The organism is Actinomadura sp. NTSP31 (assembly GCF_041951385.1).
In the GTDB taxonomy this organism is placed as follows: domain Bacteria; phylum Actinomycetota; class Actinomycetes; order Streptosporangiales; family Streptosporangiaceae; genus Spirillospora; species Spirillospora napierensis.
Map to the genome: position 1 here is coordinate 169,772 of NZ_JBGNUT010000022.1, position 12,275 is coordinate 182,046.

At 69.6% G+C, this 12,275-nt stretch carries 13 protein-coding genes; 6 read left to right on the plus strand and 7 right to left on the minus strand.

Annotated elements, in window-relative coordinates; genetic code table 11:
* Positions 1–83 precede the first annotated feature (83 nt).
* From ACA514_RS32225 to ACA514_RS32240, 4 genes are all read right to left on the minus strand, one after another.
* On the minus strand, positions 84–275 hold the full coding sequence (locus ACA514_RS32225; protein ID WP_375045040.1) for a DUF397 domain-containing protein: 192 nt from the start codon (positions 273–275) through the stop codon (positions 84–86).
* 103 nt (positions 276–378) lie between these two features.
* On the minus strand, positions 379–648 hold the full coding sequence (locus ACA514_RS32230; protein ID WP_375045041.1) for a DUF397 domain-containing protein: 270 nt from the start codon (positions 646–648) through the stop codon (positions 379–381).
* A gap of 39 nt (positions 649–687) precedes the next feature.
* Positions 688–873 (minus strand): DUF397 domain-containing protein, encoded by a 186-nt coding sequence (locus tag ACA514_RS32235; protein ID WP_375045042.1) that lies wholly within the window; start codon positions 871–873, stop codon positions 688–690.
* Positions 870–1,682, minus strand: coding sequence for a Scr1 family TA system antitoxin-like transcriptional regulator (locus ACA514_RS32240; protein WP_375045043.1), 813 nt, complete (start codon positions 1,680–1,682; stop codon positions 870–872). Before ACA514_RS32240 ends, ACA514_RS32235 begins: the two co-directional genes overlap by 4 nt.
* Before the next feature lie 97 nt (positions 1,683–1,779).
* On the opposite strand from ACA514_RS32240, the gene ACA514_RS32245 reads away from it, so the two are divergent.
* A complete protein-coding gene (locus tag ACA514_RS32245) occupies positions 1,780–2,208 on the plus strand; it encodes an ATP-binding protein (protein ID WP_375045044.1) in 429 nt (142 codons plus the stop codon).
* A 135-nt stretch (positions 2,209–2,343) separates the two neighbouring features.
* Here ACA514_RS32245 and ACA514_RS32250 read toward each other — a convergent pair whose 3' ends face one another.
* Positions 2,344–3,618, minus strand: a complete 1,275-nt coding sequence (locus ACA514_RS32250) for a DUF222 domain-containing protein (protein ID WP_375045045.1) — start codon at positions 3,616–3,618, stop codon at positions 2,344–2,346.
* Between the two features lie 507 nt (positions 3,619–4,125).
* Between ACA514_RS32250 and ACA514_RS32255 the strand changes: the two genes are divergently transcribed.
* Positions 4,126–5,202, plus strand: coding sequence for a hypothetical protein (locus ACA514_RS32255; protein WP_375045046.1), 1,077 nt, complete (start codon positions 4,126–4,128; stop codon positions 5,200–5,202).
* 5 nt (positions 5,203–5,207) lie between these two features.
* Here ACA514_RS32255 and ACA514_RS32260 read toward each other — a convergent pair whose 3' ends face one another.
* Together ACA514_RS32260 and ACA514_RS32265 are read right to left on the minus strand one after the other, a co-directional pair.
* Positions 5,208–5,471, minus strand: a complete 264-nt coding sequence (locus ACA514_RS32260) for a DivIVA domain-containing protein (RefSeq protein ID WP_375045047.1) — start codon at positions 5,469–5,471, stop codon at positions 5,208–5,210.
* 198 nt (positions 5,472–5,669) lie between these two features.
* The gene (locus ACA514_RS32265; RefSeq protein WP_375045048.1) at positions 5,670–6,539 is read right to left on the minus strand and encodes an alpha/beta fold hydrolase; all 870 of its coding nucleotides are present in this window, start codon (positions 6,537–6,539) and stop codon (positions 5,670–5,672) included.
* 353 nt (positions 6,540–6,892) lie between these two features.
* On the opposite strand from ACA514_RS32265, the gene ACA514_RS32270 reads away from it, so the two are divergent.
* From ACA514_RS32270 to ACA514_RS32285, 4 genes are all read left to right on the plus strand, one after another.
* Complete coding sequence (locus tag ACA514_RS32270; RefSeq protein WP_375045049.1) at positions 6,893–8,485, plus strand: dolichyl-phosphate-mannose--protein mannosyltransferase; 1,593 nt, start codon at positions 6,893–6,895, stop codon at positions 8,483–8,485.
* A gap of 46 nt (positions 8,486–8,531) precedes the next feature.
* On the plus strand, positions 8,532–9,923 hold the full coding sequence (locus tag ACA514_RS32275; protein WP_375045050.1) for a DUF6801 domain-containing protein: 1,392 nt from the start codon (positions 8,532–8,534) through the stop codon (positions 9,921–9,923).
* A gap of 127 nt (positions 9,924–10,050) precedes the next feature.
* Entirely contained in the window at positions 10,051–11,055 is a 1,005-nt protein-coding gene (locus tag ACA514_RS32280; RefSeq protein WP_375045051.1) for a cupin-like domain-containing protein, read from the plus strand.
* 490 nt (positions 11,056–11,545) lie between these two features.
* Positions 11,546–12,275, plus strand: a 730-nt coding sequence (locus tag ACA514_RS32285) for a DUF6801 domain-containing protein (RefSeq protein WP_375045052.1), incomplete at its 3' end; no start/stop codon positions are given.

Sequence of the window (12,275 nt, forward strand, 5' to 3'; positions counted from 1 at the left end):
CTTCTCTCCGGGACGGGCCTCGCCTTCGTCCGGTCCGTTGTCACGGTAGGTCGAAGGCGAGGCGGCGCGCGTCGTCGTGGGGGTTAGATGTTCAGGTCGCCGCGCTTCACACGGGCGATGAGCTGGGAGAAGCTTCCGGGGGTGAGGGTGAGGTGTCCGGCCTCGGGCGCCTTGCTGTCCCTGATCCCCCGCCGGTCGGCCAGCGCGGCGACCTCTACGCACTCGCCGCCGGTCGTGCTGCTCCGGCTGGACTTGCGCCAAACAGATTTGCCCACCGCGCTCTCCTGTGGATGAGGGCCTCTGCAGGACGGGCCTCGCCTTCGTCCGGTCCGTTGTCACGGTAGGTCGAAGGCGAGGCGGCGCGCGTCATCGTGGGAGTTAGATGTTCAAATCGTCACGCTTCACGCAGGCGATGAGCTGGGAGAAGCTTCCGGGGGTGAGGGTGAGGTGTCCGGCCTCGGGGGCTTTGCTGTCCCTGATACCCCGCCCTTCGGCGAGAGCAGCGACCTCAACGCAGTCCTGGCCTCCGCCGGCTCCTGAACCGCTGCGGCTGGACTTGCGCCAAACGGGCTTGCTCACTGCACGGTCTCCATCCGGTTGGGGCTTCTCTCCGGGACGGGCCTCGCCTTCGTCCGGTCCGTTCTTCACGGTAGGTCGAAGGCAAGGTGGCGCGCGTCGTCGTGGGGGTTAGATGTTCAGGTCGCCGCGCTTCACACGGGCGATGAGCTGGGCGAAGCTTCCGGGGGTGAGGGTGAGGTGTCCGGCCTCGGGGGCTTTGCTGTCCCTGATCCCCCGCCGGTCTGCGAGGGCCGCGACTTCTACGCACTCGTTGCCAGATGCGTTGCTCCGGCTGGCCTTCCGCCATTCGATCACTGCATGGCCTCCATAATCCGTGCGATCTGACTTCGTGAGGCGGACGCGGACAAGGCCTCCGCGCCTATGAGGTCGTAACGCCTGGCGAAGTCATCGAGCATCGTGGGGTCGTGCGTCAGTCTGCCACCGGTGTTGGCTTCCATGTAGGCCGCAGACCACTTCCGTCCGGTAAGGAGCGTGAAGGAGCCGTCCAGGCCGATGTGTGCGCCGACGGCGCGTGGCACGGTACGAAGGATGACGTTGCGTTCTTGGCTGAGAGCCACCAGGTGGGCGAGTTGCCCCTGCATGATCTCTGGTCCGCCCACAGGTTGGTCGAGCGCTGCTTCATTGATCAGCACTCGTAGCTCGGGCGGCTTCTCTCGTCCGAGGACTTCTTGTCTGGCCATGCGCGCACCGACGGCTGCCTCGACGTCATCAATGATCTGGCCTTCATCGATAAGTGCCCGAGCGTAGTCCTCGGTCTGAAGCAGGCCAGGAATGATCGCGAGGGCCCAGTAACTCACGCGGGACGCCTCTGCCTCGAGCGGCGTGTACTGGGACCACCAGCCCGGGTCGTGAGCTTTCTCTGCCAGCCGCCTAAGCCGGACAAAGTGTCCGCGAGTGCGCCAAATCCGGTCCAAAGTTTCGGCGTGCTTGATGGGCAGGTTTTCGCGAGCCGATTCCCAGTTCGAAACATGAGATTTTGTCACACCGAGAAGCTTGCCCAGAGTGGTCTGCGTGAGATTCCGTTCTAGGCGCCATACTCGCAGGTCAGCGGCCAACCAGTGCCAGTGGTTGTTGTCCGGGTCGAGTCGCTTAGCGGCCGTCATTCATGATCCTTAAAGTACGGATCGATTGGTTGAACGGTTCTGAAGGTACAGCGGGCGGCACTCTAATTCCAGAGTTCGGCCGCGAAAGGTGGGCGCGATGGATGGCATTCCGGACAAGCAGGGAAATTCGCATTCAAAGGCGCGTGATGAGTTCACGCTTCGGTGGCACGCCTATCCGGAGAGCGTGTATCTGACGCGCTCGCTCGTCACGCAGGCGTGCGAGGAGTGGGAGCTTCCGCAGCACGACTACGTCGGGCGGACCATCATGTCCGAGCTGGCGGCGAACGCCGTGGTGCACGCCGTCGAGGGGCACGAGGTCCAGGCATGGGTGACGCGGCTGGGCGACGCCATCGAGTTCCGGGTGTGGGACCCGTCGCACGCACCGCCGGTCGTCCCGCAAGCGGACTTCGAAGCCGAGGACGGGCGCGGCCTGATGATGGTTCAGTTCCTCGCGTCGGGCGGCTGCGGCTACCGGCACATGATCGGGGGCCTGGGCAAGGTCGTCTGGGCGCGGCTGGCCTTGTAGACACCCCGCCCGTCCGGCGAGCCGACGCCGCCCGCTTCCCCCAGCGCGGCGGCGGCAGGCTCGTTCCCCCACACCGCCGGACGGGCGGGGCCCAATCCTGGTCCGAGTGAACCGGTGGTGTGGGGGTGGGGCGGTTTACGCGGCCCAGTTGGACATGGGATTCGATGGGCCGTTCGCCCCCGGTGGCCCGCTACCCGTCCGGGGTCTGGATCTTGATCGGGCGCCCGGTGGTGGGAGCAGCCGGTAGACGTATCGCCCGTCGGGGTTTTTGCTGATCCCGATCTGGTTCGGGCTGGTGTGTTTGAAGCGGTTGTGCCACCCGCAGGTGAGGGTGAGCTGATCGATGTCGGTGGGTGAGTGGCCGAGGGCCCAGCCGTTGACGTGGTCGACTTCGCACAACGTCCCGGGGATTTCGCATTCCCGTACCGCGCAGGTGGGGTAGAGGGTTTCGAGGACTTGGCGTTGGGCGGGGCTGGCGAACCGTTCCCGGTAGCCGAGGTACAGGGGCGTGTGTCCGCGTCCGAGTAGGAGGGGTGAGACGCCTGCGGTGAGGGCGATGCGGCGGGCTTGGGCGGCGGGGATCGGTGTCCCGTCGGTGAGGCGGGCGGGGGCGTTGCCGCCGGTCAGTGTGTCCAGGTCGCAGATGACGGTGACTTTGGTGGCCTTGTGCCCGCCGGACAGCACGCTGGACAGGGCGGCGGCGGTGCGTTCGCCGACGTCGCGGGTGTCCTCGGGCCCGGCCGGCTTGGCCAGGGGGGCAAGCGTCCCGTCCCAGATCGCGGCGTCCTCGGCGTTCAGCCAGCCTTTGATGTAGCGGCCGCCGTCCAGGGAACCGGTGCTGGTGATCCAGGACTTGGCGTACCCGCGCTTGGCGTCTTCACCGGGTGCGGTGTCGGTGCCGTCGCGTTCGGCGATCACATCGCAGATGCGGCGGCCGAACACCCCTACCTTCGCGGCTGAGAAGCCTTGGTCGACGAAGCTCAGCAGGGTCGTCTCGACTTCGGCGCAGTCGGTGTCTTCCAGCCTGGCCACGCTCTGCGCGACCGTGGCCGCGTAGCCGTAGGACAGCTCCCCAGAGGCGAGGCGTTCGGCAACCTGGGGGAGGCGGTGCCGTTGGCGGGCGAGGATGAGGCGTTCGGTGGTGCGGTTTTCACGCATCCCCAACCGCGACCGCAACCACGCCCGGGTGGAGGGATATCCCCAGCGCTTCTGCTCGCCGGTGGCATCGACGCGGCGGATGAAACCGGCGAGTGCGCTTTCCTGGATATCGCAGGCAGCGGCCAAAGACTCGGTGAGTTCAAGGCACGATGCCGCCGACTCTGGGTCTTGGCGTTGGGCGAGTTCAGCGGCGATCGCCGAGACCGCGTCCACCAATTGCATGGTGGACGCGGTCTCCAGGTCGACCGTCACTGATTGCATAGGTAAAGCATACCCTGCGTCGCCGACAAATGTCGGCGCGATGGGTCCCTATTTCGATGCTCCGGGAAAAGGTATGGCTAGGTATACCTGCGGGATACTGATCAGCCTCTACTAGGTTCATGGATTGTCGGTTTGTGGGGGTTTGCGAACACGCGTGCGGGGGGATTGCTGGGCTGTCGCCCGTTGATCGGCGCCGGTTCATTCCGGACCGGTGGGGGCGGCGCGGGGCGGTCGCTTCGTGCCGCTGCACGGGCGGCGCCTGCCGCAGACCGTCCTTCGCGAGGCCAGGGAGCGGGGGGAGGTGGCCGAGGAGGCGGTGGCGTCCCGGGGCGGGCGTCGGCTGGGCGGGACCCCGGGTCCGCTCCGAGGTTTTAGCGCTTTCTTATAAAAAGCGGTGGGGATTCCGTCGCGCAGGCGATTCCAGGTACGAGTCCCTTGTGAGAAGGCTGTGTTAACAAGCACACTGGCTGAATATCGGCCTTACTCTAAGGAGCGGCCATGGGGGCGCTTGCTCTTGCCACCGCGGCACCGGTCGCCTATGTCGCGGGATTCACCGTCTTCAAGCTCACCGGGCGCCGGATGCCCCGGCTCACCGGTTACCGGTTCGTGCACGCGACGGTGACGCTGGCGTCCAGCCCGGCCTGGCTGTTCGGACTGGCGCTGCTGATCGGCGGCATGGTCGTGCAGAGCATCGTGCTGACGCGGCTGCCGGTGAGCGTGGTCGTGCCGATGTACGGGCCGGTCATGCTCGTGCTGCTGCTCGTCGCGGTGACCAACTTCCGGGAGCGGGTGACCCCGGGGGAGTTGGGCGCGCTGTCGGTGCTGGTCCTGGCGCTGCTGGCGTTCGCTGCGGCAGGCGGCCTGCTGTCCGGGCCGGTCGCCGCAGGGTCGGGCGGGACGTGGCATGCCGACGCGCCGCTCTGGCGGATCGCACTGCTCATCGGGCCGTCCCTGGTGTTCCCGCTGTGGCTGTTCGTCGTGCGCGACAGCCCGGTGGACGGCAGGCACGCCAAGCGCGTGACGGGCGTGGCGTTCGGGCTGGGCTCGGGCGTGCTCGTCGGGTGCGCGGAGAGTTCCGGGGCGGGCATCGCCCGGCTGCTGCAGCACGACCCGTCCGGCTGGCAGCATGTGCTGCGGACGCCGCACCCCTACATCGTGGTCGTCGCCGGGCTGCTCGGCGCGGGGCTGGCGCAGATCGGGCTGCAGCGCTGCCGCCTGTCGGTCCTGATCATCATGCTGGCCGTCGGGTCCAAGGCGTCGCTCTGGCTCGGCGGGATCCTCGTGTACGGGCAGCCGTGGCCGGAGACGCCGGTGAAGTTCGCCCTGTCGGCGGTCGGGCTGGTCCTGGCGGTGGCCTCGGTCTTCACGATCCCGCGCCACGAGCGCGAGGACCCGGTGGCCGAGGAGCCCGCCGCCCCCGTCCAGACGCCGTTCGCCCCACCTGCGGTCCAGCCCGGTTGGGGGACGATGCTGTCCGCGCCGGTGGTGGAGCCGCGCCCGGCCGTGCCGCGCAGCGCGGCGGCGATGCGGTACGCGGCGATGCAGGACGAGGCCGCCCGGCGGCGACCCGGCTGACGGCGTCAGGGGGACGGGTCGTCGCACGGCGGCCGGCGGGCGGCGGCCCGCGCCTCGTCGCGCTCCCGGATCAGCCGCGCCAGCTCGTCCGTCACCTGGTCGAGGAACGCGTCGACCTCCTGCACCGCGTAGCCCTGCGTGAGGCGGGTCGTGGCGAACTTCCGGTCCCGGACGGCCTCGGGAGTGAGTCGCCGCTCGTGGTCCGCCTCGTCCGGGTCCTTCACGAAGTCGGTCAGCCGGGTCTGCCACGCCGGTCGCTTCTTGCCCATGCGCACCACCTAACACAGGCCGTCCGCGATGAGCGATGCGTTCTCTCGAAGGTGTTGCAGGGATGCGGATTCAGAACCGATTTCTTGAAGCGCGGTGACTACTTCCAGGGAAGCGCCGTCGTGGGTCTCGCCGCGCCGGATTCCGTTTTGATAGGTGCACGGGTTCGCGCTTTTCGCGGCGCCGCCGGGACGGAGTCGTCACAGGGTCTCGTCGAGGACCTCCCGCAGCCTGCGTGCGAACGCTTCGGGCTGCCCGCCATAGCCGGACTCGCCGCCGACGAAGCCGCCGTGATGGCTCGGGAAGACCACCGCCTCGCGTCCGAGTAGCCGGGCCGCCGCCACCGAGGTGCGTCCGGTGAGGACGCCCGCCGACTCCTCGCCCACGGCGATCACGATCCGCGTCCGTGCGGCGGTCAGCGCGGCGGCGTCGGGCCGGTAGTCGCTGACCGCCCAGGACCGGTCGGACAGGAGCGGGTCGCCGCGTGAGCCGTCGTCCTCGGCCGGCATCCCGAACTGGGCCGGGTCCGGCAGGGGCCGGGCGAAGTAGTCGTCGGTGAACTCGCCCTGCCATGACGTCATCGCGATGAAGGCCGCCATGCCCGCGCCCTGGCCCTTGGCCTCGTACACGTCGCGGAGGCGTTCCCGGGCGCGTTCGGCGGCGCGGGCGTCGGGAAGCAGCGTGATGAGCGGCGGCTCGTGCGCCACCAGGGTCGTCACGTCGTCGGGGTGCGCCGCCACCAGGGCGAGCGCGGTCACCGCACCGCCGCTGCTCGCGAACATCTCGACGGGCCCCGCGCCGAGCGCCTCGATGAGCGCGTGCACGTCGGCGGCCTGGGTCTGCGGTGCATGGTCGGTGCGGCCGTCCTTGCGGACGCTGCGGCCGAGGCCGCGCGGGTCGTAGGTGACCACGGTGCGGTCGGGGAAGTGCGACGCCAGCGCGCCGAAGCCGCTCGCGTCCATCGGCTGGCCGATCATGAGCAGCGGCGGGCGCCCGCCGGCGGTGGGCAGCGGCCCGTGCACGTCGTAGACGATCACGGCCTCGGGGGTCTCGAGCTTGTGCGCAGTCATGCCCGTACAGACAGGTTCTGCCACGGAAACTCATCGTTGCCACGTCCGGTCGACCGCATGGCGAGGAGCCGGACTCGTCCACCGCCCTCCAGGCGGGCACTGGCACGGTCGCGAGTACGGGCACAGTGCGTTTTTATTGGGGCGTGCTTATGGGCGGGGAGAAGCTGTCATCTTGCGATAAGTTCTCGCGGCCGGGGGGAAATGGGATGCGGCGGGCCTCACTTAACTGAGCGGGTGTGCTGGGCTTTTTCGTCGGGAAGTTGATTCAGCCGCGTCCGGACGTTCAATACGTTCGTTGGTCCGAGCCGCGGCGACCGCGTTTTCCGGCCGCGCCGTAGCGAAGGGTGGAGCATGTGACCGCCTCGGTAGCGGTGGAAGAGCCCCCGGCCCTCGACCAGAGGCGCCGGCTCGGCGCGCTGCCGTGGGGCTGGATCGGGCCGCTCGCCGTTTCCGCGCTCGCCGGGCTGCTGGTCTTCCACCGGCTCGGGTCCCCGCACGCGATCGTGTGGGACGAGACGTACTACGCCAAGGACGCCTGGTCGTTCCTCCACTACGGCGTCGAGCACAACTGGCATGCCGGACGTGACGGCAATCCGGCCAACGCCTACTTCCTGGCCGGGCATCCCGTCGCGGGGCTCGCGGGCGGCGGCGAGTGGGCCGCGCACCCGCCGCTCGGCAAATGGTTCATCGCGGCGGGCATGGCGGTCTTCGGGACGGGGCCGTTCGGATTCCGGTCCGCGGCCGGTGTCGCGGGCGTCCTGGCCGTGCTCATCCTCGCGCGGACCGCGCGGCGGATGACCGGGTCGACCGTTCTGGGATGCGCGGCTGGCCTGCTGATGGCGCTGGACGGGTCCTGGCTGGTGTCGAGCCGGATGTCCATGCTGGACGTGTTCCTGCTGCTGTGGGTCGTCGCCGGGTTCGGCTGCCTGGTCGTCGACCGTGACCGGACGCGCGCCGCGCTCGCGGACGGCACCGAGGACGCGTCGAGGAACGGCCCGTTCGTCCGGCACGGCTGGCGGATCGGCGCGGGCCTGTGCTTCGGGCTCGCCTGCGGGACGAAATGGTCCGGTCTGTATGCGATGGCCTTCTTCTGGCTGCTGGCGCTGCTGTGGGACCGGAACGCCCGCAAGAGCGCGGGAACCGAACGGCCCTGGCGCGGCATGCTCAAGCTCGATCTGCTGCCGTCGCTCCTCCAGTTCTGGGTCGTCGCGGGCGCCGTGTACCTGGCGGGCTGGTGGGGCTGGTTCGTCTCCGGGACGGGCCTGCAGAAGACGCTGTTCGGGCAGGTCGTTCCCGGCTATCAGCGGAACTGGGCGGAGGGGCACCCCAGCGGGATCTGGCCCTCCTTCCTCGATCCGGTCCGGTCGCTGTGGCACTACCACGCGATCACCCTGGACTTCCACGACGGCGTGACGCAGCCTAACCCCGCGCAGTCCTGGCCCTGGCAGTGGCCCTACCTCGGGCACCCCGCCGTCATGTACCACGCGCCCGCCGAAACCGGGCAGGACGGATGCCGCGCGGCCAAGTGCGTCGCCGAGATCTCGCACCTCGGGACGCCCGCCATCTGGTGGTTCTCCATCGCCGCGCTGATCGCGATGGCGCTGTACGGGGCTTTCCTGCGCGACTGGCGGGCCGTCGCGGCGGTCGGCGGGTACCTCGCGAGCTGGCTGCCGTGGTTCCCGGCGGCGTTCGCCGACCGGACGATGTACTCCACCTACACGCTGCCGATGCTGCCGTTCGCCGTCCTGGCGATCGTCCTGCTCTTCGACGGGATCCTCACGCCGTACCGCGACCGGCCCGTGTGGCGCGCGCTGATCTGGACGGGCGGCGGCGTGTACGTCGCGGCCGTCGCGGTGAACCTGGCCTACCTCTATCCGATCCTCACGGCCCAGGCCGTTCCGGAGTCCGGGTGGCACGACCGGCTGTGGCTGCCCGGGTGGAGCTGACCCCGTGAGCACCCCGCATCGCACGTTCCAGGAGAGGTGACCGCATATGAGGATCCGTGCCCGCTGGGCGCTCGGCGCGGCGGCGGCGATCGGGCTCGGGGCGGCCGTCACCGGGTCCCTGCCCGGCGGCGCGGCGCCCGCGCGAGCGCAGGAGGCCGACACCGCGCTCGGCTACACGTGCACGTCACCGGCCGGGACGGCGGAGGAGGTGCCCGTCCGGGTCCAGGGGACGTTCCCGTCGGACGGGACGGCCGGCAAGCCCGTCCGGCCGGGCCGGGTGACGGCGACCGTGACGGTCCCGAAGGCGTCCCTCGGCGACGTGACCGCGCTCGGCGGCGCGTCGGTGGTCGGCACGGCGCGCCTCACCACGCGGGTGGCGCAGAACGGCAGGACCACCGAGGCCTCCTGGCCTGGCCTGACGACCCCGGCGACCCCCGTCGCCGACGACGCCGATCTCGTGCTCCCCGCGTCCGGCGACGTCCCGGCGGTCACCCCGTCCGGCACCGGCGATCTGAGCTTCTCCGCCGGAGACCTGGCGCTGACGCTCAGCCCGCGCGCGGCCGACGGCACCGAGCCGAAGACGCCGAAGACGCTCGCCCTGACCTGCGCCCCGGCGAAGGGCCGGACGTCCGTCCTCGCCACCGTCCCGATCTCCGGACCGGCGGGCACCCCGGCGCCGGAGGCGTCCGCCGCACCGAAGGCCGCCGCTCCCAAGGCCGCGGCCGGAACGCCGGCGGACTGCGGCAAGTACCACGGCCCGACCGACGACTGGTACAGCGGCTGCACCTACCTGAGCGGCTTCTCCAACGTCAGGAAGCTCAACGGCGCGACGATCATCAACGACGCGACGCTCGCCGCACCGGTGGCCACCAACGTGATCTACACGATCGCCGATCCGGGCCTCCAGGTCAGGCAGCGGTTCCTCGGGCCGCTGCGGTCCCGCTCGACCTTCCTCACCTTCGGGATGATGCCCACGACCGCGACGATGGAGATGACGCAGCGGCCGCTGAACCCGGGCGACCCCAAGGACCCGCAGGACTACGGCACCTTCGTCGCCACCGACGACGGCAGCGGGATCCAGAAGGTCGAGGCGCACATGCGGATGTCCATCCGCATCTACGACGTCAAGGTCAACGGGACCCCGCTCGACGTGGGGGACCGCTGCCGGACGCGGACCGACGCCGACCTCAGGCTCAAGGGCGAGATGCCCAGCATCCTCAACGCGGGGGTGCTCGACGGCTCCTTCACCGTCCCGGAGTTCTCCGGATGCGGCGCGGGCGAGGACCTCGACCCGCTGTTCAACGGGTCGGTGGCCGGCCCCGGCAACCTGCTCCGGATGGGGCTCGCCGCCACCTGCATCCCGGACGCCGACCTCAACTGCCCGCCGGCGGTCCCCGATCCGCCGCGCACCGTGCCGCCGCCCGCGCCGGGCGGCTGAGACGCCCGTCCCCGCTACCGGCGGGACCCGCTACCGGCGGGACCCCGTCCCCGCTCCGGCGGGAACCCCCTCCCGACGTGACCCCGCTCCCGCACCGGAATCCGATCCGACCGACAAGGAGGCCGCCGTGGCGCGACCGAAGGACGACTGGCGCCGCTGGATCGCCGAGAACCTGCTGCTCGGCAACCCGCCGGAGGCGATCCGCGACGCCATGCCCCGCGACGAGTTCACCGCCGAGGAGGCGGCCGCGGAGGTCTCCGCGGCGCTCGCGAGCCCCTACGTCCAGGGCGGCTCGCGGATCGCCAACCGGCTGCGCAAGCGCGAGTGGACGCTGACCGTCTACGGGCGGCTGAACCGGATGCGCGCGAACGGCGGGACGATCGAGCGCCGCGAGCGCCTGTCCCGCGACGAGTTCTTCGAGCAGTACTACTTCCAGAACCGCCCCGTCGTCATCACCGGGATGATGAAGGCGTGGCCCGCGTGCACGAAGTGGGATTTCGGCTACTTCCGGGAGCGCTGCGGCGACCGGGAGGTCGAGGTGCAGTTCGGCCGCGAGTCCGACGAGAACTACGAGATCAACGGGCCGAAGCACAAGAAGATGATGCGGTTCCGCGACTACCTCGACATGGTCGAGGGCGCCGGGACGACCAACGACTTCTACATGACGGCCAACAACGCATCCCGCAACCGCGAGGCGCTCGACGTGCTCTGGCAGGACATCGACCCCGTCACCGAGTACCTGGACGCGGACTCGCCCGACAAGGGATTCTTCTGGCTCGGGCCGGCCGGCACCAAGACGCCCTACCACCACGACCTGACCAACAACTTCATGGCGCAGGTCATGGGCCGCAAGCAGATCAAGATGGTGCCGCTGCACGACACCGCCTACGTTTACAACAACCTCCACTGCTATTCGGAGGTGGACGCGAGCGCCGTCGACTACGAGCGGTTCCCGCTGATGCGCAAGGCGCAGGTGCTGGAGTGCACGCTGGCGCCCGGTGAGCTGCTGTTCATCCCGATCGGCTGGTGGCACTACGTCGAGGGCCTGGACGCCACGGTCACGATGAGCTTCACCAACTTCCTGCGGTTCAACGACTTCGCGTCCGACTACACCACCTACCAGCACCTCTGAGCGGTGCCGCGGTCACGGCGCGGCGCGGACGACCATCACCGGATGACAATTTTCCGGTGCCCGGTCCCGCGTCGCGCCTTTTCTTGTCACCGGCCGATGAGCGCACCGCTCCGGGTTGTCAGGAAATGATTGTTCCTATCGCCGCGCGGCTTTTTGTGAGCACTTTTCATATAGCCCTCCTGTTCTGTTGAACCGGTGAGCGACGCGCCCTTCCTTTTTGTCAGTGAATCGTGGAGACAGCCCCCGTGGGCGCCGATAGTTTACCCACACGAAACGGACGAGATCTGGATCACCATCCGCCGGCCGAACACCGGCGAGAAGATCCACTCCCTGCCGATCCAGCCGTTTCACCAGGGCCGGCGGCGCCGCCTGGCGCCCGGCCCGATCCGAGCCCCGCACGGAGGTGAACCGAAGCTTCGGGGGGCGCACGGTCCGACAGTGCTTCGGCGCAGGCACACACCCAGGTCTCTTCCAGATGAAAGGCAGAAAGTTGGAAGACAAGCTCAGCAAGCGCAAGCGGTTCGGTGCCAAGGGACTCGCCTCGGCGGCGGTCGGCGGCCTCGGCCTCTCCCTGCTCGGCATCATGGGCGCGGGCCCGGCCCTCGCCGACCCGGTGCACGCGACGATCAACTACCACTGCACGTTCCCGCTGATCGGCACCCAGCCGCTGGCCGTGGACGTCTCGTCCGACATCCCCAAGGAAATCCCGGTCAACACGCAGACGCCCGCCTTCCACATCAAGGCGACGGCGCACATCACCGGGACCATCACCAACGGCCTCCACGCCGTCAAGGCGACCCAGCTGCAGGGCACCGCGTCGGCCGACGCGACGCTCGACGTCCCGGAGTCCCAGGGCCTCCCGGTGTCGATCGACATGACCTTCCCGAAGACGGCCATCCCGGCCGCGTCCGGTGCGACCTGGGACCTGGTCGTCGAGGGCGACGCGCCGCAGCTGAGCTTCAGCGAAACGGGCGACGGCACCATCTACGTCGGCAACATGACCCAGCACATCGACCCGCTGAAGGCGGACGGCACCGAGGTCTGGGCCGGCGGCAAGGACGTGCCCTGCACGAAGGACGCGGGCCAGGACCAGCCGTTCGCCACCTTCAAGATCACCGACGGCGGCACCCCGACCCCGACGCCCACCCCCACGCCCACGCCCACCCCCACGCCGACTCCTACGCCCACCCCGACCCCCACCCCGACGCCGACGCCGACTC